At 43.2% G+C, this 21,621-nt stretch carries 18 protein-coding genes; 12 read left to right on the top strand and 6 right to left on the bottom strand.

Going from position 1 to position 21,621, the window contains the following annotated elements:
• The first annotated feature begins 19 nt into the window (after nucleotides 1-19).
• Both AC4MDD_RS14850 and AC4MDD_RS14845 read left to right on the top strand, forming a co-directional pair.
• Entirely contained in the window at nucleotides 20-355 is a 336-nt protein-coding gene (locus AC4MDD_RS14850; RefSeq protein WP_491881940.1) for a hypothetical protein, read from the top strand.
• Between the two features lie 808 nt (nucleotides 356-1,163).
• Nucleotides 1,164-1,808 (top strand): hypothetical protein, encoded by a 645-nt coding sequence (locus tag AC4MDD_RS14845; RefSeq protein ID WP_491881939.1) that lies wholly within the window; start codon nucleotides 1,164-1,166, stop codon nucleotides 1,806-1,808.
• Nucleotides 1,809-1,869: 61 nt separating this feature from the next.
• Here AC4MDD_RS14845 and AC4MDD_RS14840 read toward each other — a convergent pair whose 3' ends face one another.
• Nucleotides 1,870-3,060: an MFS transporter gene (locus AC4MDD_RS14840; RefSeq protein ID WP_491881938.1), complete on the bottom strand. Its 1,191-nt coding sequence runs from the start codon at nucleotides 3,058-3,060 to the stop codon at nucleotides 1,870-1,872.
• Nucleotides 3,061-4,123: 1,063 nt separating this feature from the next.
• On the opposite strand from AC4MDD_RS14840, the gene AC4MDD_RS14835 reads away from it, so the two are divergent.
• The 6 genes from AC4MDD_RS14835 (at nucleotide 4,124) to AC4MDD_RS14810 (ending at nucleotide 9,990) form a co-directional block, all read left to right on the top strand.
• On the top strand, nucleotides 4,124-5,251 hold the full coding sequence (locus tag AC4MDD_RS14835; protein WP_005400772.1) for an NAD(P) transhydrogenase subunit alpha: 1,128 nt from the start codon (nucleotides 4,124-4,126) through the stop codon (nucleotides 5,249-5,251).
• 11 nt (nucleotides 5,252-5,262) lie between these two features.
• Entirely contained in the window at nucleotides 5,263-5,586 is a 324-nt protein-coding gene (locus tag AC4MDD_RS14830; RefSeq protein ID WP_004692331.1) for a proton-translocating transhydrogenase family protein, read from the top strand.
• 3 nt (nucleotides 5,587-5,589) lie between these two features.
• Nucleotides 5,590-7,044: an NAD(P)(+) transhydrogenase (Re/Si-specific) subunit beta gene (locus AC4MDD_RS14825; protein WP_004692329.1), complete on the top strand. Its 1,455-nt coding sequence runs from the start codon at nucleotides 5,590-5,592 to the stop codon at nucleotides 7,042-7,044.
• A 97-nt stretch (nucleotides 7,045-7,141) separates the two neighbouring features.
• The gene (locus AC4MDD_RS14820; RefSeq protein WP_017396874.1) at nucleotides 7,142-7,843 is read left to right on the top strand and encodes an XAC2610-related protein; all 702 of its coding nucleotides are present in this window, start codon (nucleotides 7,142-7,144) and stop codon (nucleotides 7,841-7,843) included.
• Between the two features lie 183 nt (nucleotides 7,844-8,026).
• A complete protein-coding gene (locus AC4MDD_RS14815; protein ID WP_078388734.1) occupies nucleotides 8,027-9,364 on the top strand; it encodes an ammonium transporter in 1,338 nt (445 codons plus the stop codon).
• Nucleotides 9,365-9,381: 17 nt separating this feature from the next.
• On the top strand, nucleotides 9,382-9,990 hold the full coding sequence (locus AC4MDD_RS14810; RefSeq protein WP_419271638.1) for a hypothetical protein: 609 nt from the start codon (nucleotides 9,382-9,384) through the stop codon (nucleotides 9,988-9,990).
• A 47-nt stretch (nucleotides 9,991-10,037) separates the two neighbouring features.
• On the opposite strand, the gene rsfS is transcribed toward AC4MDD_RS14810, so the two are convergent.
• The 5 genes from rsfS to AC4MDD_RS14785 form a co-directional block, all read right to left on the bottom strand.
• On the bottom strand, nucleotides 10,038-10,442 hold the full coding sequence (gene rsfS / locus AC4MDD_RS14805) for a ribosome silencing factor (protein ID WP_004692321.1): 405 nt from the start codon (nucleotides 10,440-10,442) through the stop codon (nucleotides 10,038-10,040).
• A gap of 75 nt (nucleotides 10,443-10,517) precedes the next feature.
• Complete coding sequence (locus AC4MDD_RS14800) at nucleotides 10,518-11,312, bottom strand: hydroxypyruvate isomerase family protein (RefSeq protein WP_078388732.1); 795 nt, start codon at nucleotides 11,310-11,312, stop codon at nucleotides 10,518-10,520.
• A 15-nt stretch (nucleotides 11,313-11,327) separates the two neighbouring features.
• The gene (locus AC4MDD_RS14795) at nucleotides 11,328-12,203 is read right to left on the bottom strand and encodes an NAD(P)-dependent oxidoreductase (RefSeq protein ID WP_078425175.1); all 876 of its coding nucleotides are present in this window, start codon (nucleotides 12,201-12,203) and stop codon (nucleotides 11,328-11,330) included.
• A 34-nt stretch (nucleotides 12,204-12,237) separates the two neighbouring features.
• The gene (locus tag AC4MDD_RS14790) at nucleotides 12,238-13,026 is read right to left on the bottom strand and encodes a crotonase/enoyl-CoA hydratase family protein (RefSeq protein WP_058868952.1); all 789 of its coding nucleotides are present in this window, start codon (nucleotides 13,024-13,026) and stop codon (nucleotides 12,238-12,240) included.
• 113 nt (nucleotides 13,027-13,139) lie between these two features.
• Nucleotides 13,140-15,953 (bottom strand): GacS-like sensor histidine kinase, encoded by a 2,814-nt coding sequence (locus tag AC4MDD_RS14785; RefSeq protein ID WP_491881937.1) that lies wholly within the window; start codon nucleotides 15,951-15,953, stop codon nucleotides 13,140-13,142.
• Nucleotides 15,954-16,106: 153 nt separating this feature from the next.
• Between AC4MDD_RS14785 and cysM the strand changes: the two genes are divergently transcribed.
• Genes cysM through AC4MDD_RS14765 form a run of 4 tightly spaced genes read left to right on the top strand, consistent with a single transcriptional unit; the run spans nucleotide 16,107 to nucleotide 21,615 of the window.
• Nucleotides 16,107-17,036, top strand: coding sequence for a cysteine synthase CysM (gene cysM, locus AC4MDD_RS14780; protein WP_005400763.1), 930 nt, complete (start codon nucleotides 16,107-16,109; stop codon nucleotides 17,034-17,036).
• A 22-nt stretch (nucleotides 17,037-17,058) separates the two neighbouring features.
• Nucleotides 17,059-17,880 (top strand): 3'-5' exonuclease, encoded by an 822-nt coding sequence (locus AC4MDD_RS14775; protein WP_114836789.1) that lies wholly within the window; start codon nucleotides 17,059-17,061, stop codon nucleotides 17,878-17,880.
• A gap of 6 nt (nucleotides 17,881-17,886) precedes the next feature.
• Nucleotides 17,887-19,275 (top strand): 23S rRNA (uracil(1939)-C(5))-methyltransferase RlmD, encoded by a 1,389-nt coding sequence (gene rlmD, locus AC4MDD_RS14770; protein WP_114836790.1) that lies wholly within the window; start codon nucleotides 17,887-17,889, stop codon nucleotides 19,273-19,275.
• A 33-nt stretch (nucleotides 19,276-19,308) separates the two neighbouring features.
• On the top strand, nucleotides 19,309-21,615 hold the full coding sequence (locus AC4MDD_RS14765; protein ID WP_004979149.1) for a RelA/SpoT family protein: 2,307 nt from the start codon (nucleotides 19,309-19,311) through the stop codon (nucleotides 21,613-21,615).
• Nucleotides 21,616-21,621: the final 6 nt, after the last annotated feature.

Raw genomic sequence — 21,621 nt, 5'->3', positions numbered from 1 at the left:
TGGAAAAATGAGGTCAAAATTGAGAATAGGTATCTTTTGGTTTTATGATAATAAAGTTATTGGCGTTGCCCATGATTTTTCTTGGAAAGAAGCTGATTCAATAGGATTGATTGATAGTAAGTACACTCATGTAGATTATTGGGAAATATTGAGACGTCAACTACCTGAATTGAAAGATAAAGAGTATGAACAGCTTCCAAGAGGAAGGGTTATTTTTGATACGAATAAAAATAAAGCGATTATTTATCTTGATAAAACTTTATTGAAAAAAAGAAAAGTTAATGAAGTTCTTAATTTTTTTGATCTAGACTTTACATGTGCCGTATTAAGAACAGATCCCCATTACATGATATAATCAATAATCTGAATAACTAGCAAAATCCTAGAAACAGGAAACTATATTTATGATTGGTATTTGGTGATCCTAAGTTCGATTAAGAGCTAATTAGTATTAAAAGCCTTATTGGTATCATTCTCAATAAAATTTACACCAAATTTACGCCACATCTTCTTCTTAATGATACTAACCATTTGATATTCAATATTTACTTAATATTGTTGATCCAATCCATCATCGGTGCAACACTGATTCGTGGAGATTGAGGGGTTTCAATGGTTTTGTCAGTATTCATTAAAAAATCAGGCTCTTGATCAGTGTTCGTTAGCTTCTATCTGCAAATACACGGTTAATGTATGTCTTGGAGCAGAAGTGGCGCAAAGAAATATGTGGGAAATTACATGAAAATCAGATGTCGCAAAGCCAAAGCATCAATCCATTTATTGAGCACGATACAGCACAATGTAATGAGCTGAAATGCATTCATTACCGATAGGAGGATCTTTGGGAGTGGACGAAAAATGAAACTCGGTGCTTCATTTTTATTCAGGTATTTCCGATAGCACGCAATACTATCACAAAAATGGAATACATTCATTGAGAGGTATTATCTGCTTTTATCAACCTTAGAACTTATAATTAATGGTAAGAGGAGCAGCCAATATTCATTAGATACATTGAAATATAGAAAACAGAATGTTTTTTTCGATAGAACATTCATACTGAACTTGTGGGATTGATCAATCACTATATCTTAGCAGGATTGAATTTAGCTTAATCATTCAGTATTTTGAATACATAGAAGAATAAAGTATAGGAAAAGCCGATGTTGCTTTTAGAAGAAATTTTTAAAACTAAAAAAGTACAACAGAGTGATGAGTTTAATCTGAGAATACATCGTGGGCTGAGTTGGCTAAAGCAGGCATTACTGCTCGATCATGATCCCGATTTGCAATTTATCAGCCTCTGGATTTCCTTCAATGCGATATATGCACAAGACTTGGGGCAAAGTCAGGACAAACAGAGTTTACGTCAGTTCTTGCATTTAATTTGCCAGCATGATGTCGATCATAGAATTTATAGCATTTTATGGGACAAGTTTAGTCAACCCATTCGTATGCTCTTAGACAACCAATACACCTATCAAGGCTATTGGGACTATCAAAATAAGAAAATTGGTTTAGAGGTTTGTAAGGCTCAGCTTGAACAAGAAAAGAAGAAAGTGGCGAAAGCGTTACAGCAGAAGCATTCGGTTGATGTTTTACTGATAGTGTTTAACCGTTTATATACCTTGAGAAATCAACTGATGCATGGTGGTTCAACCTATAAGAGTTCATTGAACCGCAAGCAGCTACAAGATGGCTGTCAAATTTTATCTGCTTTGCTCCCCGCATTTTTGTATATTGCTTTGGAAAATGCCGATAGTCTCGATTTGGGTAAACCTTTTTACCCAGTGGCTCAGGTCAGTTAGCGCTAAAAATGAAGTGTCCAAACTAAAAGACAGTTTACTCAGTCAACTGTCTTTTTGAGGGTTAAGCAATACCATGTCTTTTGCTGTACAGTGTATCCAGCAGAGCAAAGACACCCGCCATTATCACCAAAGTAATACCGACTAAACACGTACTGCTCCAGCCGCCGTGATGCCATGCATAGACACCCAGTGCTGAGCCACACGCACCGCCAATAAAATATAAGGTCATATAAATCGAGTTCACTCGAGACTTCGCATCGGGGCGTAAACGGAAAATCACGTTTTGGTTACAACTATGTGTAGTTGCAAGCCCTAAATTAATCAGTGCATAACCGATGATGTAGCTGATGAGTGAACTTCCGCCTAAGTATAGAAAGGCCCAACTGAGGGCTAAAGTCCCACAGCCGACCCACGTCAAAAGCAAGGTATAACCACGATCGGCCCATTTACCAATCCACTGGGTAGATAATGCACCAAATACACCGACCAAAGTTACCACGCCGACTAATACATCCGAAAGTTGAAATGGCTCAGAAGTTAAAAGGAGGGCAATGGTTGAAAACAGCATGCTCATGGCTGCAAAAGCAAATCCACCCGTGATTGAGCGAAACACCAAACGAGGCTCTTGTTGCAGCAGACTCCCCATCGACTTAAAAATGTCGAAATAGGTGATTTTGAGTTTTGGTAGTTGAGGCAGTTTTCCTTTCATCAAAAGGGCCAAAGCAAACATGGTGATGCCACTCAGCACATAAATCATTTTCCAGTGCCATAAGTCTGAGAGTAATCCAGCCACACTGGTCGACAGTAAAATCCCGACCAATAAGCCACTCATGAGGAAACCGACTACTTCTCCCGTTTTTTCAGGTTTGACTGCCATCGTAGCCAGAGGAATCAGCACTTGTGCTGCGACAGAAAAGAGTCCCGTAATAATGGTACCCAGCCAGAGCATCGATAAGTTGGTAGATGTCGCACAGATAAACAGTCCAGCAGATGCGCCAAACATCAGGAATGGAATCAGTTTGGCTTTGTTCAGCATGTCGCCTAAGGGCACAATGAACAGTAAACCCAAAGCATAGGAAACTTGAGCAAAGGTCACGGTCAAAGCCACTTGTTCTTCTGGCGCTTGAAAGCTTTGCTGAATAGAGGAAATCAAAGGCTGGCAATAATAGTTTGCCCCTGCACATAAGCCACAGACAATTGCCATCAGCCAGAGCAGAGATTTGTCTCGACTGATGTCGAAAGAGGTATTCATAATGAGCCTTTGATGAGGGAGTATTTTTTTCAGAAAGACGTTTACATCATGTTTGAGCTAAATAGATGCATCGTTTCAGAAATTGTATACGAAGCTGGGTCAAAAGCCTAAAACAGGCGAGAAAAGACTGCATAAAAAATGAGTCGAAGATGAAGACATAGAAAATAGCATGACCTGTTCTCAGGAGAGTATTTTCGTCTAATACAATCAAAAAATAATGATATTTCGAATTTCCTGTCAAAAAATGATAAAAATCTTTAAAAAATTCTGAACGCACCCGTCTATTTTGTATGAAATTGTTGCATTCGATCATTTTCACTCATAAAGCATACCAAGCATTTGGGGCTGATTGTTGAAATATTCATCTATTTAAAGTGTTTTTGCTCAATTATGGTGCATTTTTGCTTAAGGCTAGTGCGTCAATGCACGCCATTATCATCCCATAAAATATGAAAAAACATTTTTGTTGGTCGTTCCGCGTTTTAGATCTATTTAAACGTGATTAATCCTTCCTCGTATTTTTATATGATCCACTTCAAATACACGTTTCAGTTGGACTAAATTTTGAGCATTGGCATTTTTGATCGATGAAACATAGGAACAGGCCAATTCTAAGCTTTTGCAAATGGGGCAAAACTGTCATTCAAGTCAATGCCTGCAAAGTTTGCGCGACGGCAGATGGCAAAGCTCGATGAATGACAGGTTCGGGTTAATGTGAACGTGGTGGTTCATATTCTTGGATTGGTCAAAAAGATCAATACTGCGGAATTAAAGGACTTGGTTTTGTACAAAAAAAGTGCAGATTTTAGTGTAAAAAGATCTGTAGCTCAGAATTTGAATAGAAATAAATCAATTTTTAAGCGGATTCAAAGTAAATAAACGAGATATCACCCAATATTTTTTATGAATCACCAGTTCAGTATATGGGTATTTATTAAATAAATAGTGGGTGGTATTTTAAAAAAGTTTCATTAGAATCCAAAAATTCATAAGAACATCCTGTGAGAAAACATTGCCTAATCGGTGATGTTTACTTTAAGAAAAACTAGCTTGAGGGACGCTCATGCAGATCGGAATTCCAGCCGAAACTGTCGTCGGTGAAAATCGTGTAGCCGCAACGCCAGAAACGGTAAAAAAGTTGATCAGTGCTGGTCATAGTGTAGTGATTGAACGTAGAGCAGGCGTGAAAGCTGCTTATATCGACAGTGCCTATGAGCAAGTCGGTGCTACGCTGACAGATGATGCCTATACTGGTAGCCAAATGATTTTGAAAGTACGTGCCCCTCAGGGTGCTGAAATTCAAAAGCTTGCGCCAAATACATCGGTTATTGCCATGTTTGACCCGTACCGTAATACGGAGCTTGATCAGTTTGCATCACAACACGTGTCTGCATTTGCTTTGGAGCTACTGCCACGAACTTTATCTCGTGCGCAGAACATGGACGTATTATCTTCACAAGCTAACTTGTCCGGTTACAAGTCAGTGCTTCTTGCTGCGGCTGAGTACCAGCGCATGTTCCCAATGTTGATGACGGCTGCGGGTACTGTAAAACCTGCACGTGTCGTGATCATGGGGGTTGGTGTTGCAGGTCTACAAGCGATTGCGACAGCAAAACGTTTGGGTGCTGTGGTTGAAGCAACGGATTTACGTCCGACTGCGAAAGATCAGGTGGAATCTTTGGGTGGCAAATGGTTAGACGTACCTATGTCAGCGGAAGAACAGCAAAAAGCAGCCGATGCTGCGAAAAATGGTTATGGCTGGATGCCGGGCGAAGACTATATCCGTGATCAAGCCATTATTGTGGATAAAGCTGTATCGAATGCTGACATCGTGATTACCACTGCACTTTTACCAGGTCGTAATGCGCCACGTCTGATTAAGGCGGAAACAGTTGCCAAAATGAAACCAGGTTCAATCATCCTTGATATGGCGGTTGAAACAGGCGGTAACGTTGAAGGCTCTAAGAATGGTGAAAATGTTGTGACTGACAACGGTGTAACCATTCTAGGGATTCCAAACATTCCGTCTACAGTTTCAACTGAAGCTTCTGCTTTGTATGCACGAAATGTCTTGAACTTCTTAGATACTTTATTTGATGCAGAGAAAAACTTTGCTATCAATCCTGAAGAAGAAATTCAAAAAGCCCTTCTAGTAACTCATGGCGGTCAAGTACTGCTGAAGCGTGGTTAAGGAGATAGATCATGGTTGAAACAATTACAATTTTCGTCCTTGCCATCTTTGTAGGCTACTACGTCGTGTGGGGCGTTACGCCAGCACTACATACACCGCTTATGGCAGTAACCAATGCGTTGTCATCGATCATCGTGGTGGGTGCAATGATTCAAACGGTGGGGATTCCTGCAATCGGTGTTGATGCGAATGTTGCATTCCAAAGTGTGAATGTGGTGAGCATCTTAGGTGCAATTGCGGTGTTCTTAGCAAGTATCAATATTTTCGGTGGCTTCGCAGTAACAGCGCGTATGCTTGAAATGTTCAAGCCAAAGCAAAAGAAAAAAGAGGGCTAATATATGGAATTCATTCGAGACTATGCGGATTGGTTCTACCTGATTGGTGCTGTCCTCTTTATCTTAACTTTACGTGGTTTGTCTGGCCCGAAGACAGCGATTCAAGGTAACCGTTACGGCATGATCGCAATGGCGATTGCTGTAGTGACCACCTTCTTTGTGGCAGATCATCCTGTAATTTGGATGATTGGCGGTGCGATGGTGCTGGGTGCGATTGTGGGTATTGCCCGTGCGCGTACTGTACCTATGACGCAGATGCCTGAAACGGTCGCATTGATGCACTCTTTGGTGGGTCTGGCTGCGGTATTAATTGCAATTGCTGCAATTCTACATAACAACCAACTGACTGCGTTATTTGCACAAAATGAAGCTGCATTAACTGCTGCAGGTGTGCAACATGCACACATGAGCAAGGTTCATTTATTTGAATTGTTCGTGGGCTGTTTCGTCGGTGCGATTACCTTTACAGCGTCTGTATTTGCTTATGGTAAATTGGCTGCAAAAAAATGGGCGAAAACCATTTCTGGTGCATGGGTTAAACCTGTACAAGCACTGATTTTCCTTGCAATGTTGGCGTGTGGTGTGTATTTCTTCACAACAGGCAACATGAATGCATTTTGGGCTATGACTGCACTTGCTCTTGCATTCGGTTGGGTGTGGATTGCACCAGTCGGTGGTGGTGATATGCCGGTGGTGGTATCGCTATTGAACTCCTTCTCTGGTTGGGCAGCAGCAGGTATTGGTTTCACACTTGAAAACAATATGTTGATCGTTGCGGGTTCACTGGTGGGTTCTTCAGGTGCGATTCTGTCTTACATCATGTGTAAAGCCATGAACCGTTCAATCATCAACGTTTTGTTTGGTGGTGCAATGGGCGGTACAGCGGTAGCTTCTGCGGACAAAGGCGAACAAGCACAGCGTAACCATCGTTCTGGTTCAGCAGATGATGCAGGCTTCTTGATGTCAAATGCAGACAGCGTTGTGATCGTACCAGGTTATGGTATGGCGCAAGGTCGTGCACAAAATGCGGTGAAAGAACTGTGTGAAATCTTGAAAGAACAGGGTGTAAAAGTGCGCTTCGCCATTCACCCAGTTGCTGGTCGTATGCCGGGTCACATGAACGTACTTTTGGCTGAAGCAGACGTGGCTTATGAAGACATCTTAGAGATGGATGAGATTAACTCTGACTTCCCTGCAACAGATGTGGTGCTTGTGATTGGTGCGAATGACGTGGTCAACCCTGCAGCGAAAGACGATCCAACATCTCCAATTTATGGCATGCCAATTCTTGAAGCACATAAAGCACGTACCATTATGGTCATCAAACGTTCTATGGCGACAGGTTATGCAGGTCTAGACAACGATTTGTTCTATAACGAAAAAACCATGATGATCTTCGGTGATGCGAAGAAAGTGGTTGAAGATATGACCAAAGCAATCAATGGTGGTGGACACTAATCCTCCTCCTAGAGTGTATAAAGACCACCTTCGGGTGGTTTTTTTATGTTTGCAGCTTTTGCTAAGATGATGTGTATCTTTTCAATAAGAAAACAATATGAACATAAATCAGATCTCGTTTCAGGTGCTGTTGATATTTGGTGTGTGCGTTTTGAGTCAAGCTACTCAGGCTCAGGTCTTCGAAATAAAAAATGCATCGAAGCACTATGATGTAAAAATGACGACGAACTGTACGGACAGTAGCTGTGATGGACAAGCCAATATTGATCTTTACCTAAAAGGGACAACACAGCACTTTCAGCATTTTTCCTCTGCTGAATTGACGATGGATCTGGACGAAACTTACAAACCGTCTATCAATGTGGTGCAGCTTTATGGTGAGCAAAGTGCATTAATTTTTGCTGACTTTAACTTTGACGGGAGTGAGGATGTCGCCATCCGTAATGGTAACTATGGTGCCTATGGCGGGCCAACTTACGATGTTTATGTCTTTCATCGAACCAAGAATAAATTTGTTCTGAGTGAGGAGTTATCTGCTTTAACCCATGAAAATTTGGGCATGTTTGAGGTCGATCCAAAACAGAAAAGGATCTTAACCTTCAATAAAAGTGGGTGTTGTTATCACATCCGTTCGGAATATATCGTGATTCCTAAACACGGCTTGAGTTTAGTCAAAGAGTTTATTGAAGATGCAACAGTCCAAGAGGGAAAGGTTAAAGTGACGGAGCGAACACTGAATCGTGGTCGATGGGTAGAGAGGGTTCACTATTATGCTGTGGATGAGTACTATAAAAACTAAAAGCTATGTTTTATCAATCAGCTGATAAATGCGCTTTGGCCCTTTTATGGTGTATCGCTTTTTCGCCTTGTTTGAATTGTCCATTTATATTGGCGGGCATGGATCATGATTAAATATCTGTAAGGTGTTGAAACACTGGCATTGATTTTGCAATTGAGATGAATAATCTTTGGGGGATTATTCATGAAAAAAATAAAATACTTACTCTTCTTTGTGTGCTGTATTGCTTTACCCAGTTTTGCTGCAGAGCCCCTGCCAACACAGGCTCAAAATATTCAAGAGATTCGCCTCTCGCTTGACAGTGTCTGGGTGGTGCTGGGTGGCATCTTGGTGTTTTTCATGCAAGCAGGTTTTGCCCTGATTGAAAGTGGTTCGGTGCGCTCTAAAAACACCATTAATGTACTCATGAAAAACTATATGGATGCCTGTTTAGGGGGCTTGGTGTTTTGGTTGATTGGCTTTGGTTTGATGTTTGGTGTCAATACGAGTGGTTGGATAGGAACTTCGCATTTTGCACCCAATGCCATGGATGACTGGCACTGGAACCTCTTGTTCTTTCAAATGATGTTTGCGGCCACCGCCACGACGATTGCCAGTGGGGCGATGGCTGAGCGGATTCACTTTGTGGCGTATATCGTGAGTGCTGCGGTGGTCAGTGGTTTGATCTACCCGATTTTTGGTGCATGGGCTTGGGGGAGTCTATTTGATGGTGAAGGTTGGCTAAAAGCCATGGGCTTTATCGACTTTGCTGGTTCAACGGTGGTGCATTCGATTGGTGGATGGGTGGCCTTAGCCGGAATTATTGTGCTGGGACCCCGTTTAGGACGGTTTGGACGCAATGGGCAGGTCCATTATTTGGCAGGACATAATTTACCGTTGGTGGCGCTAGGCGGTTTTGTTCTATGGCTGGCATGGTTTGGTTTTAATGCGGCCTCTACCGTGAAGGCAGATGTGAGTATTGGGCGGATTGCCTTGAATACACATTTGGCGGCGTGTGCTTCGGCAGTTGCCTATATGGTTTATACCCTAATACGTGGTAAAGCAATTTTAATGCGCGGCACCATTAATGCCTCCTTGGGTGGGCTGGTTGCAATTACGGCGGGCTGTGCAACCATGAGTCCACTGTATGCCATCATCAGTGGGGCGGTTGCAGGTGTACTGGTCAGTATTTTACCAGTGGTGATGGAAAAACTCCGCTTGGATGATGTGGTCGATGCGGTGACTGTGCATGGTTTTTGTGGGGCATGGGGCACATTGGCAGCGGGTTTGTTTTTTGAAAACAATATGTTTAATGCGGGGCTCATTGCGGTACAAGGCTTGGGGATTTTGACAGCCTTTGCGTGGGGTTTTGGTGTGGCGTTGATCGTCTTTAAAGTCTTAGACCTCGTTCTTGGTGGTTTGCGGGTGAGTAAACAACATGAACAACGTGGCTTGGACTATACCGAACATGCAGAACTATCTTATCCTGAGTTTCAGCGTGATGTGACGTTTGAAACTGATGATATGACCAAACGTCATTAATGAAAGGAGGATAGCTCATGTCGACTGAAACATTAACTATTTTACAAAAACGCCAAGCGATCGAACGTGGGTTAAGTCAGTACTTACAAGGAACACTTTTAGAGCAAGTATTGAATCATTGGGAAGCGAAATATGGTGATCAACCCTCCTTTGTCCTGAATCGTTTTTTGAGTGAAATCTGTACCACAGAGGAATTGCGTTACTTTCGAAAAGACATGCTTAAAAATGTCTTGGCAGAGATGGCCCAAGTTGAAAAACAAGTGTTGTTGAATCCATCTGCAAAAGCATCGAAAAGCCAACTAGGGGGAGCAGGGTTACTCGATGCATTGACGTTTTTTATGCAAAATATCTGTCAAGCAGTCAAAGCCGTTGATGTGCAGGAGTTTGAACGTGAAGTGAAAATGCAGCTAGAGGCTTTATCCATTGTGATTGATAGGTATCAGGCCTTAAATGACCGAGCTGTACTCGAAGCTTTGCCTATAGCTCAATATGCGCAGGTCTTGACGGTCTGTTATGAAAATTATTGTGAGTTTTATGGTCCAGCAAAAGCAGATCAGCTTTATGCCCATGTGAAGCGACAAGTGAAAGAGCGCTACCCAATGGTCGATATGCATTGCTTAATTTAAATAAAATTAGACATAAAAAAAGCGACCTTCAGGTCGCTCTTTTCATATTAGGCTACAGTTTCTTCTGGGGCTGCACGCCAAAGGCTTTCTAAGTCGTAGAAACGACGTGCTGTTGGCAACATCACGTGCACAACAACAAAGCCAAGATCAATCAAGATCCATTCTGCATCACGTTCGCCTTCGACACCGAGAGGGCGAAAACCTGCTTTACGTGCTTCTTCAGCAACGTTATCAGCAAGTGCTTTGATGTGACGCGTTGATGTACCGCTTGCAATCACAATTGCATCAGCGACGTTGCTGATTAGGCTGACATCAATCGCTAAAATATCTTTTGCTTTTACATCTTCAAGGGCTTCATGTACAACTTTTAAGCAAGCTTGTACGTCGGCAGCTTGGGTATTCATTGCGAAATCGTGAGAATTAGAAGCGCTGGGCGATGGTTCTAAATTCATAAAGGGAATTTTTCCGGACAATAACTCATCTTATAATATAGCGTTTTTAGGCGAAAATTTCAAATCCGCAATGGTTCAACTTTGAGGATGTGCAGCAAAGTATTTTGCCTTCCATGCAAAGGACTGAGTTGAAACAGTTTTTGGTCGATATTCAGCCGCAATAAAACCGTCATAACTGCTGTGTTGTAGCCATTCAAAAATATTTGCATACATAATTTGTGCAGTATCTGGCTCATGCCGCCCCGGACAGTCTGCAAATTGGATGTGACCAATAGCTTGAATATTTTCTTGTAGTCCTTGCAACACATCTTCACCCATCATGGCCATGTGATAGCAGTCGTATTGCATTTTAAGTGCAGGGTGTTGTACTGCTTCTAGCATTTCCTGTGCTTGGGCAATATTTTGCACTAAGAAGCGCGGCATATCGGTGCCGTTGATCATTTCAAATACAGGCTGAATGTCATGTTCACTGAACATATGGCAGGCCAGTTTCAGGTTCTTGGATAAGGTATTTAAACAGGGCAGTAGGTCGGCATCTAGGGGTTGTTTGCCAGCAAGGATATTCACACTTGGCACTTTGAGTGCGCTGGCATATTGCACTGCTAACTGAAGAGCGTGATGAAACTCTAGCTCTTTGCCTGGGACTCCTGCGAGTCCATTGCCACCGGTCATTAAGTCGCCCGCAGGAACGTTAATGAGGCAGAGGCTTAAGTTATGAAGCGTAAGCTGAGTTTGAATTTGTTCAATGCTGAGTTCATAGGGAAATTGGATTTCCACATGTTTAAAGCCTGCGGTTTGAGCCAAAGCAAAACGCTCAAGCAGCGGTACTTCGGTAAAAATCATGGATAAATTTACAGCAAGTTTGGTCATGATTTTCTCCTAATTTTATTTGGCTTGTTGTTCTACTTGTAATATGACTGAGGCAAGATCAGCTTCAGCATAGCCTTGTTGTTGGTGTGCTTGCAATTGCTGAAGTGCTCGCGCTGCAACAGGAATGTCGAGTTGGTGCTGCGCAGCAAGCTGCACAGCATTGTTCAAGTCTTTGGACAGGGTTTGAACTTTCCACTGTACGGGCTCAAACAGGTGAGTCGCCATACGTGGACTTAAAATTTGAAAGGGTTTCGAATCGGCAAAACCACCTGCAAGCGCAGGTGCAAGTAAGCGAGTGTCCACGCCAGCTTTGGCTGCTAAAGCAACCGCTTCTGCAATCAGAGTGCTATTTGCTGCCACAATCAGTTGATTACAAATTTTGGTGGCTTGTCCTGTTCCAATGTCGCCCATACAGGTGACACGTTGCGACAAGATATTATAAATCAAAGACAAGTCTTGAATCGTCTGTGCATCGCCACCAGCAAAGATGACCAGCGTACCTTGTTCCGCACCGATAGTTCCCCCTGAAACAGGTGAGTCGATCCATTGCACCTGTTTTTGTTCGGCACGTGCTGCAAGGCTCAGGGTTTGCTCCACCGAAAGACTGGAAAAGTCGATAATCACTTGCTTCGCCGTCAAAAACGGTTCGATTTGTTCATAAACGCTGAGTGCGGCTTTGTCGTCCGCTAAACAGGTTAGGATTACAGGATAGTCGGCAATATTCTGTAGCGTTAAGTCTGTCGCCCCTAAATCAATGAGTGCATCGCAGGCACTGCGGGTGCGGTTCCATACAGCGACCTCGAAACCCGCTTGAAGTAAGCGGGTGGCCATACGGCTGCCCATGAGTCCCATGCCAAGAAATGCAATTTTAGTGTGTCGATCGAAACTCATGGGACCCTCTTTGATTGTCAGTGCTTAAATACTGTTATTTGTATTGGCGTGGTAGATACTGCGCGTCGGGTTGTTTATCTTTTTTACGTGCGATTTGGCTATTTTTACCTAACAGTAATTTGAGCTGCCAAATTTTTTCCAAACGTAAGGATTTTTTAGGCTCATGCTGCATGGCATCCAGCACATATTTTGAGGCCATGAGCGCATCTGGTGAGCGTTGTAACATTTCTTCTGCAATGGCTTGGGCTTTAGCAAGCGGTGATTCATCAAGATGTGTGACTAAGCCAATTTCTTTGGCATAAGTTGCATCGAAAATACGCGCTGTAAGCGTTAACTCTTTGGCAAGATCTAGTCCTATTAGACCTTTCAAAGAACGCGTCAGTCCCATATCAGGAACCAGTCCCCAACGGCTTTCCATAATCGACATTTTGGTTGCAGGGTGTGCGACACGAATGTCTGCCGCTAAAGCCAGTTGCATACCAGCGCCAAAGCAAAATCCTTCAATCGCGGCAATCACAGGAACAGGCAGTTCTTGCCAAATCAGGAAGGCTTTTTGAAAGAGGCTTTGTCCAGGTTTGATCAGTTCCCATGCGGCATAGGCGCGATTCTTCGGATTGTTCAAATCGGCAAGATCAATGCCTGCGCTAAAGACTTGCGCTTCACCAGTAAGGATGACACAGCGAATGCTGCGGTCTTTTTTAATTTTTTCAGCAGTTTTAACCAATTCGCGCAATAGGTCGAAACTCATCGCATTGCGTTTGTCTGGACGGTTAAGTGAAACAGTGGCAATGCCGTTTTTGTTTTCAATGCGAAGTAAAGCCATGATGAGAACTCTTATTTTTTGCTCGCACGGAGCATAGCATAGCTCTCGTACGGATAAATGACACCAAGAGTCACGTCACAACTTGTCTTAGGTGTCATGCTCTTTTGAATGTTTTATGGGCTATGTTTGATTAAAATTTGCTGTGCCGCATGTTGTACTTGTTCAATCACAACTTTGAGTTCATTGAAGCGCTTTATGGTTTCTTGAACAAATTGTTTATCTGCTATACGACGTTCTTTACGTAAGGTTGAAACAAACTGTTCAAATGTTCCTGTTGCTTCTTGTAAGTTGGGTACACCGACATAGCGTGTTGCACCATACAGACGGTGTAGCACATGTTCTAATTGTGGGAAATCTTCCATTTCAATCAACTGCTTCATTTCATGCAACTCAGTATCAAAACTATCCATTAACATACGCAATAAATCGACCGCTAAATCTTCTTTGTTGGCGGCTAACCGTAAGCTTTGCTGCCAATCGAGCACCTTAGGATCGAGTGCTTCAATCACGATGGCTTTTTCAACGGGTGAGCCTTTGTTGAAGCGATCAGTTGTCCAATGGGTCAGGATTTGAATAATCTGATCAATTTGAATCGGTTTGGTGACATAGTCATCCATGCCGACTTGCAATAGTTTTTGTTTTTCATCGGCTAATGCATGTGCGGTGAGGGCAATGATGGGCAAACGCTTATGGTTTTCAATGGTTGACTCCAGCGCACGAATGGCACGTGTGGTATCGACACCCGACATGACAGGCATTTGAATATCCATAAACACCAAATCAAAAGCTTTGCTGTTGTGTTCAGCGCGCTCTTGTAAAATCTCTAAGGCTTGTTGACCGCTTAAAGCTTTTGTTGTGGTGACATTCAACTCGCCTAGTAGGGCTTCAAGGACAATCAGGTTAGGGAGATGGTCATCCACCGCTAAAATATGTAAGCCTTGACCATTGAAGGACTCCATTTCGTCTTCTTCAAATAGCGGTTGATTGCTGAGTAATTGAATCAAAGCACTCCGACTGAGCGGTTGGTATAATGGTCGTGCGCGATACTCATTCAGCGTGGTCAAATCAAGTGACATCTGATAACCATAAACCGCAAGGTTACCGCTATAACGCTGACGAATTTCTTTTAATAAGGCTTCGGTATCACCACTGTGGTCAACAATCAACCATGTGTTTTCCACATCTTGAGGCAGTCTGTTGAGGTGGCTGAACAAGTCTAAAATTGAACTCGATTCGATGTGCTCCACAGCATAGTCTTCAAGATAATGACGCAGAATATTGGCCGTTGCTGGATGCGCCAAATACGAGACCACTTGCATATCGTTAAACTGAGGATGCTCAACGTACTCATCTTCTTCATTGACCATAAACATGGCTGTAAACCAGAAGGTGGACCCTTTTTCGGTTGGCGCGCGTTCTTGGTTATCCTCAAATCCAATTTGCCCCTGCATCAAATGCACCAGCTGTTTGGAAATCGCTAAGCCCAGACCTGTACCGCCAAATTGACGCGTGACCGAAGCATCGCCTTGCGAGAAAGACTCAAACAGTTTTTTACGGTCGGTTCCACTGAGTCCGATACCGCTGTCTTGTACACTAAAGTGCAATAGGCACTGTCCAATATCATCTTGTTCCATTCTTGCGCGGACGATAATCTCGCCATCAGGAGTAAACTTAATGGCATTGGAAATCAGGTTGGTTAAAATTTGTTTGAAGCGTAGGGCATCTCCAACCACATGCTTTGGCACATTGTCGGCATAGTAAAAGGCCATATCGATATGCTTTTGTGCAGCAAGAGGAGACAGCATATCCATAACATCAAAAATTGCTTCTTCTAAATCAAAAGTTGCAGTATCGAGTTCTAGTTTACCTGCATCAATTTTTGAAAAATCTAAAACATCATTAATCAGTGCCAGTAAGTGTGCAGATGATTTTCGGATGGTTTGTAAATACAGGTTTTGATCATTGTTGAGGTTGTCTTGACGCAGTAACAGGTGAATAAAACCATCAATACTGTTCAGTGGCGTGCGCAGTTCATGGCTGATATTGGCCAAGAATACAGACTTGGACTGACTTGCTGAAATGGCTTGGTCACGCGCTTGACGATAGGTAATGTTTTGCACTTCTAAAGTGTCAAGGGTTCGACGTAAATCGTCTTCCGTTTGCTCAGTGTGTTCTTTCAATTCTAAAAAACTAAAATGCAGGCGTTTCACCACATTGGCAATATCGCGCTGTAGTAAGCGTAATTCACCGGTGCTGTTAATCAGCATGTGTTGATCGAGGGTGTCGGCATTTAAACGTTGCAGCTGCATGCGAATTTCATACATCGGCGCAATCCAGCGACGCGAGTAGAAATTTAAACAGAGTAAAAGTAGTAATAGTGTCAACAGACCTGTCGCAATCAACACAATCAACACGCGATAACGGGCAATTTGTAAGGGCTGGTTATCTAACTCAACCACCAACTGCGCAGGCGTGCCTGTAAATTGGTTGATGGGCAAACCATATACTGTATTACCTTTAAAATTCATTGGGCCAAAAAAATCAGTATTTTTTTTCAGCGCAGGCCACGGCGCTTGGTCTTGGTAGCCAATGCTGAGTTTGTTATTGCCTTTTTCATCAATAATTGCGGCACGAATCAGATGTTTTTCATTTAACATTTTTTGCATCAAATAACGTGCATTTTCATACTGCCAAGGGGAGGCATTCACCAAATTGATCGCCGCTTCCGCATCTAGCTGATAGCGCGTTAAAATCGCTATCGCCATTTGTCGCTGTTGGGCTTTGGCGGCATTTGAAGTTTCGGTAATAACCAGTAATGCACCTACACAAGCCAAGATCATAATCGGCACGAAAATAAGTGCAATGAGCTGTCCATAAGCATGGTTTAAGTGCAGACGATTAAATAACTTTTTATTGATATTTGACATGGTGCAAGTGATTTATTCCCTATGCTTTGAAGTGTAGCACGCTTTATAAAAAATCGATGGTGCTTTAATCACTTTCACGAAAAAGCACGCTAAATGGGTGCAGGGACTGGCATTTTTCCATACAATAGGCGCACCTCGATCAAGGTGCAAAGAATGAGTACTACATCCACTGATTTTCAAGCAGACGAATTTTTGTTAGATCACTATGTTGGAAAAACTCCACTGGTGCGTTTACAGCGTCTGGCAAGTCACACTCAAGCAACAGTATTGGCAAAGTTAGAAGGCAACAACCCCGCAGGTTCTGTCAAAGACCGTCCCGCGTATAATATGATTATGCAAGCGGAAAAGCGAGGGCAAATCCAGCCGGGCGATACCTTGATTGAAGCGACCAGTGGAAATACCGGCATTGCACTGGCGATGGTTGCTGCGATGCGTGGCTATCAGATGAAACTGATTATGCCCAACAACATGAGCCAAGAACGTAAAGATGCAATGCGTGCTTATGGCGCGGAACTGATTGAAGTGACCAAAGAACAGGGCATGGAAGGTGCACGTGATTTGGCTTTGCAAATGCAAGAAGAAGGCAAAGGGCATGTACTCAACCAGTTTGGTAATCCTGATAATGTTGAAGCACATTATTTAACGACTGGGCCTGAACTTTGGCAGCAAACAGGTGGCAAAATCACTCACTTTGTAAGTTCAATGGGCACTACAGGTACCATTATGGGGGTCTCTAAATATCTCAAAGAGATGAACCCCGACATTCAAATTATTGGCTTACAGCCATCGGATGGTTCAAGTATCGCAGGGATTCGCCGCTGGCCTGAAGAATATTTACCAACGATTTTTGACCGCAGTCGGATTGATCAAATTATTGATATTCCACAAATTGAAGCGGAAAAAACCATGCGTAAATTGGCGCAAAAAGAAGGGATTAGCGCAGGAACTTCTTCAGGTGGTGCGGTGTGGGCATCGATTAAAATTGCTGAAGAAAACCCCGGTGCTGTCATTGCGTGCATTATTTGTGACCGTGGTGACCGTTATTTATCGACGGGTCTTTTCTCTGTGGTCGATCCTGAATAAAACAATAAAAGAGAGTTCTGCTATGCGCCTACCTGTGCTCACCTTTGATATTGAAACAATGACTGATTTGAGATCGGGGGCGCATTTATATGGTTTAGATTTGCCTGAGGCTGATTTGGAGGCGGCACTGACCAAATTGCGTCGCCAAGAATCAGGCATGGATTTTCAGCGTTTGGCTTTGCATGAAATTGTGTGTATTTCAGGCTTATGGCTGGATGACCAAGGCCAGATGAAACTTTTTTCTTTTAGCCGTGAGCAATATTCGGAAGCAGAAATCCTCAGTAAGTTTTTATCCATATTTAATAAGCGCTTACCAACTTTAGTGAGCTGGAATGGCGCTCAGTTTGACTTACCTGTAATTATGCTTCGCGCCATGTATCATGGTTTAACTGCACCTGCTTTGTTCGATCAAGGCGAAATTGACACACAAAAGCGCTATAATAACTATCAGAACCGTTATCATCAGCGTCACATCGACCTGATGGATGTGATGGCAATGTTTAATGGGCGTCATTTCCAAAAGCTAGATGATGTTGCCCATTTATTGGGGTATCCCGGTAAACGAGGCGATGGGGCTTATCATGTACCTGAATATGTTCGGGCGCAGGAATGGCTTAAACTCACCAGTTATTGTGAAGGTGATGTGCTAAATACATGGTTGGTGTATTTGCGTTGGCTCTTGCTCAAAGGACAATTGCTAGCTCAAGACCACCGTCATTTTATCGATCAAACCATCCAGTTTTTACAGGCTCAACCGCAGCATCAAGACTTTTTGTCGGTGTGGCGTGAGACCTCACAGCAGACGGCCTTTACCGCTGCCGATTTTTCCCCTTCCCATCTTTAGGTACACATGAAACATAGAGCCAAACCTCGTCCAACTCAACAGCCCAGTTATATTTTTCAGGTTGAGTCACTTTCGCATGAAGGACGCGGCATAGCGCACTATGGTTCGCATCCAGACCATCCTGCGGACAAGCAGGGTAAAAAAGTCTTTATTAGCTATGCGTTGCCGGGTGAAACGGTCAAAGCGCAGATTACCCATGCGGTAAAGCGCTTAGAGGAAGCCGATGCTGTTCAACTCCTCAGTGAAGCCTCTGCTTTTCGGGTTGAGCCGAAGTGCCCGCATTTTAAAAGCTGTGGTGGCTGTAATATGCAGCACATTCATCCCGATGAACAAATTCGTTTAAAGCAGGATGTGCTTAAATCACATTTACAGCATTTTGCGGGGATTCAACCTGAAGAATGGTTGCCGCCTTTACGCTCTTTACGTGAAGACTACCGCCGTAAAGCGCGCATTGGGGTGCGTTATTTGCCACATAAAGACCAATTGGTCGTGGGTTTTCGAGAGCGTCAAACCAATAAACTGACTTCAATTGATCGTTGTTTGGTGTTAGATCAAGCGTTTGGTTCAATCACACGCTTGAAGCAGTTACTCCAAAGTCTAACAGCCAAAGCGGCCATTGGTCATATAGAATTGGCTATGGGGGATTGTGACATCGCCCTCACGGTGCGACATACTGAAAAATTAAACACAGAGGATGTCAACCGATTAAAACAATTTGCGTTAGACAAAGGGTGGCAGTTGTATTTACAAGCTGCGGGCCCAGAAAGTTTAAAGCGTGTCGATGATGAACATGCAGAGATGCGTTTACATTATCGTTTAAATGATTTTGATGTGGAATTTGGATTTAACCCACATGACTTTACTCAAGTAAACTCAACCATTAACCCGCAAATGGTGAAATTGGCATGTGACTTGCTAGATTTACAACAAGGAGAACGTGTTCTCGATTTGTTCTGTGGTCTAGGAAATTTCTCTTTGCCTTTGGCTCGATGCGTGGGTGCAACAGGACAAGTGGTTGGTGTTGAAGGCAGTGAAGAAATGGTTCAACGTGGTGCAGAAAATGCGGAACGTAATGCTCTTCGCCAGTTGAAGTTCTTTTCACAAGATTTAACAAAAGATTTCTCGCATCATTCTTGGGCAAATCAAGGATTTGATGCATTATTGATAGATCCTCCACGTGCAGGCGCAGAGGAAATAATGCATTATATGCCTAACTTTGGTGCAAAAAGAATTGTTTACGTGTCGTGTAATCCAGCGACACTCGCAAGGGATGCGGGGCTGTTGGTACAACAGGGTTATCGATTAGTCAAAGCCGGTGTGATGGACATGTTTACCCACACAGGTCACGTTGAGTCGATAGCATTGTTTGAAAAAGATAATGAGATAAACGATTAAAGAATATGAAGCGTAAAAGTGTAGGAGAAGGGTATGGTCACAGTACGTGAGCAACTACCTGGGCGACTTAATGAGTTGTCTCAGGAGGCGACTGTAGAGCATGCCGAACAAGCTCAACATGATTTGGCTGAATGGTTAGATCGTGTTCGAAGCATATTAGATGATGCGAAGCTTGAGCAACTCGAAGAAGTTGCCAATTTGACTTTACAAAAAGAGTTAGAAACCACGGTTAATCATCGTTCCAATACCTTTTATACCGGTATTGAAATGGCGGATATTCTGGCCCATTTACATGTCGATGAAGACACCTTGGCTGCTGCGATGCTCTATCGTGGTGTACGCGAAGGCGTGATTCCATTGGCGGAAGTGCAAGAGCATTTTGGCGAACAAGTGCATGCACTGGTCAAAGGCACTTTGGCCATGGGTAAGTTGTCCGACCTCATTGAGCAGAATAAACGCCTCGAAGATCACTTTAATAACAATCAGCGCGAGCACTTAAACGGCATTTATAAAATGTTGATTTCAGTGACGGAAGACGTGCGCGTTGTACTGATCAAATTGGCTGAGCGAACTTATGCACTGCGTGAATTGGCGACTTCATCTAAAGAACGTCAAGAGCGTGTAGCACGAGAAATCTTAACCATTTACTCACCTCTGGCACACCGTTTAGGGATTGCGCAGTTAAAGTGGGAACTGGAAGATTTAGCCTTTCGCTATTTAGCACCCGATCGCTATAAAGAAATTGCGACGCTGCTGAATGAAAAGCGACTGGAGCGTGAGCAATATATTCAGTTTGTGATTGATACATTGCGTGCATCTTTGAATGAGCATGGTATTGAAGCTGAAATTAGTGGCAGGGTAAAACACATTTATTCGATTTATCGAAAAATGAAAAGTAAGAACCTGAGCTTCGATCAGCTCTATGACATTCGTGCCGTTCGAGTCTTGGTTAAAACCGTACCTGAGTGCTACCACTCGCTGGGGATTGTGCATCAAATTTGGCGGCATATACCGCATCAGTTTGATGACTATATTACCAATCCCAAAGCCAATGGTTACCGCTCACTGCATACGGCTGTGATTGCGGAAAACAAATCACTGGAAGTTCAGATTCGTACCAAGAGCATGCATGAAGAAGCAGAGCTTGGGGTGTGTTCGCACTTTAACTATAAAGAGGGCGGTAAGAATACTGATCGCTCTTTTAACCATCGTTTACATTCATTGCGTGCAGTACTTGAACACTATCAAGAGCGCAATGATGCGAATGTACATAAGTCTGATGAAGACTCTGAAAATTTTGAGCAAATTCAAGATTTTGAAGACTTTGAGAAGATTTATGTATTTAGCCGTGATGGAGATATTAAAGAGCTCCCACGTGGTTCGACCGTACTCGACTTTGCTTATCATGTGCACACTCAAGTCGGTAATAAGTGTTATGCCGCGCGGGTGAATCAGCGTTATGTTCCGCTGACTTATACCTTAAAAACGGGTGAGCAAGTTGAGATTTTAACCAAGAAAGACCGTGAGCCAAACCGTGATTGGTTGGTGAACTCTTTAGGTTATATCAAGACAGCACGTGCGCGTGACAAGCTGCGCCATTGGTTTAGACAACAAGACCGCAGCAAAAACTTGGAAGTGGGCCGTGACCTGCTCAACAAAGAACTTTCACGTTTAGCAATTCACCCAAAAAGTATTGATTTGAATGATTACTGCAATCATTTCAATGTCAAAGCGGGTGAAGATATTCTGATTGCACTGGTCAATGGTGACATTAGTCTGCATGCCTTGATCAATCAGGTGAACCGCCATATGCATTTGGATCAGGACGAACCTGAACTGGTGCTGAAGCCGACATTGAATCCACGTGCTAGTCATACCTTGTCAGCGCATGGCATTCTGATTGATGGTTTAGATAACGTTGAGCTGCATGTGGCGCAGTGTTGTCAGCCTGTGCATGGCGAGTCAATTGCGGGTTATATCACCTTGAACCGTGGGGTGAGCATTCACAAAGTGGCGTGTCCTGACTACTTACGCATGATTCAAAATGAACCTGAACGTGCAGTAGAAGCCGATTGGGAAATGCAGCCAACGCGTGGTCAGAGTGTGCAAATCGTGGTGGAAGCTTATGATCGTCGTGGTTTGCTCAAAGATTTGACTCAAGTGATTTTCTCCGATCAAATCAATATTCGTCAGGTCAACACCATCTCTGAAGCAGACGGTATTGCCAATATGAAATTGTTGATTGAAGTGAAAGGTTTATCGCAACTATCAAAACTATTGGCACGATTGGAGCAACAACCAGGCATCATTAGTGCGCGTCGTTTGGTGCAAGGTAACTAAGCGAAT

The organism is Acinetobacter sp. CAU_H_29a_1, from assembly GCF_058599505.1.
The sequence above is the reverse complement of the archived record's forward strand: the minus strand, read 5'-3'. Positions and strand labels throughout refer to the sequence as shown.